Source organism: Kitasatospora sp. NPDC002965, from assembly GCF_040611255.1.
Taxonomy (GTDB): Bacteria; Actinomycetota; Actinomycetes; order Streptomycetales; family Streptomycetaceae; genus Kitasatospora.
Genome location: NZ_JBEXNT010000294.1, coordinates 1 through 2,184, shown reverse-complemented (window position 1 = coordinate 2,184; position 2,184 = coordinate 1). Strand labels below are relative to the sequence as shown.

The 2,184-nt window shown below is 76.8% G+C and carries 1 protein-coding gene; it reads left to right on the top strand.

Annotated elements, in window-relative coordinates; translation table 11 throughout:
• A partial coding sequence (locus ABZY91_RS41925; protein ID WP_355409491.1) for an acyltransferase domain-containing protein occupies nt 1-2,184 on the top strand: 2,184 nt, incomplete at both ends.

Genomic DNA, 2,184 nt, shown 5'->3' with positions numbered 1-2,184 from the left:
GCGGCGCATGTCGCGGGGATCCTGTCGCTGGAGGACGCCGCCGCCGTGGTGGCGCTGCGTTCGCAGGCGATCGCGCGGGGTCTGGCGGGTCGTGGGGGCATGGTGTCCGTCGCGCTGCCGGCCGCCGAGGTGGCCGACGGTCTGCCGGCCGGTGTGGAGGTGGCGGCCGTGAACGGGCCGTCGTCCGTGGTGGTGGCCGGTGACCCGGACGCGCTGGACACGCTGGTGGCCGGCTTTGAGGAGCAGGGTGTGCGGGTGCGGCGGGTTCCGGTGGACTACGCCTCCCACACGTCCCATGTGGAGTCGATCGAGGGCGAGTTGGCGGATCTGCTGGCCGCGGTGAGGCCCCGGCCCGCCGCGATCCCGTTCCTGTCGACGGTGGAGGGCCGGTGGCTGGAGGGTCCTGAGCTGGACGGCGGGTACTGGTACCGCAACCTGCGGCAGACCGTCCGCTTCGCCGAGGCGGTGGACACGCTCGCCGCCGAGGGGTTCCGGGCCTTCGTCGAGGTGAGCGCGCACCCGGTGCTCGTCCACAGCATCGCGGAGGCGCTGGAGGAGACGGTCCCGGCCCCGACCGTCGCCACGGGGACACTGCGGCGTGAGGACGGTGCGTGGGACCGCGTCCTGCTCTCGGCCGCCGAGCTGTACGTCCGCGGGGTCGAGGTGGACTGGTCGGCGGCGTTCGCCGGCGCCGGCACCCTCCGGCCCTCCGAACTCCCCACGTACGCCTTCCAGCACCAGCGCTTCTGGCTGGAGCCCGTCGCCGGGACCGGCGACGTGACCGCCTTCGGCGTCGCCGCGGCCGGGCACCCGCTGCTCGGCACCCTGGTGGAACTGCCCGACGGGGGCGCGGTGTTCACCGGCCGGCTGTCGACCCGCTCGCACCCATGGCTGGCCGGCCACGCCGTCTCCGGGAACATCCTGCTGCCCGGTGCGGCCTTCCTCGAACTCGCCCTGCGGGCCGGCGAGCAGACCGGGCTCGGCCGCCTGGAGGAGCTCGTCGTGGAGGCCCCCGCGATCCTGCCCGAGCGCGGTGGCGTCCAGATCCGCGTCACGGTCGATCCGGCCGCCGACGACGACCGCAGGGCCGTCCACGTGCACTCGCGTGACGAGGACGGCGAGGGCACCTGGACCCGGCACGCCACCGGCTTCCTGGCGGCCGAGGCCGCGGCGGAGTTCGGCTACGAGGCGTGGCCGCCGGCCGGCGCGGAGCCGGTCGCACTGGACGGCTTCTACGACCGCCTGGCGGAGGCCGGGTACGAGTACGGCGACGCCTTCCGGGGCCTGCGGGCCGCCTGGCGCTCGGGCGAGGAGGTGTTCGCCGAGGTCGCCCTGCCGGAGGAACTGACCGAGTCCGCCGGGCGGTTCGGCCTGCACCCGGCGCTGCTGGACGCGGCGCTGCAGTCCGCCAACCTGGGCGCGGCCCCGGTGGCCCGCCCGGGCGAGGTCCTGCTGCCGTTCGCCTGGAACGACGTGGCCCTGTTCGCGTCGGGGGCCACCGCCCTGCGGGTGCACGCCCGCCGGGAGGGCCCGGACAGCGTGTCCTTCGCGCTCACCGACCCGGTCGGCCGACCGGTCGGCGCCGTCGGGGCGCTGGTCCTGCGGCCGGTGGCGCCCGAGCGGCTGTCCGCCGTCCAGGATCCGGCCGCCGACCACCTGTACCGCCTCGACTGGACGCCGGCCGAACTGCCGCGCGCCGAGGCCGGGGCGGCGGCGGGGGAGGTGCTCGACCTGACCGCTCCCAGCGGGCTGCCGGCGCCGCAGGCGGGCCGGGAGCTCGTCGGTACCGCGCTCACCCGGATCCAGGAGCACCTGGCCGGCGACTCCGACCGTCCGCTCGCCGTCCTGACCGCGAACGCGGCCGACGACCCGGCGGCCTCCGCCGTGTGGGGCCTGGTGCGCACCGCGCAGCTCGAACACGCGGGCCGCATCGTCCTGGTGGACACCGACGGCTCGGCGGCGCCCGCCGCGCTGGTCGCCGACGCGCTGGCGTCGGGCGAGCCCCAGGTGGCGTGGCGAGACGGCCGCGCGGTGGTGCCGCGCCTGGCGCGGGCCGGTGCGCCGGCCGAGGCCGGAGCGGGCGGTGGCCGGGTGTTGGATCCGGCGGGGACGGTGTTGGTGACGGGTGGGACGGGGACGTTGGGCGGGTTGGTGGCTCGGCGTCTGGTGGAGTCGCACGGGGTG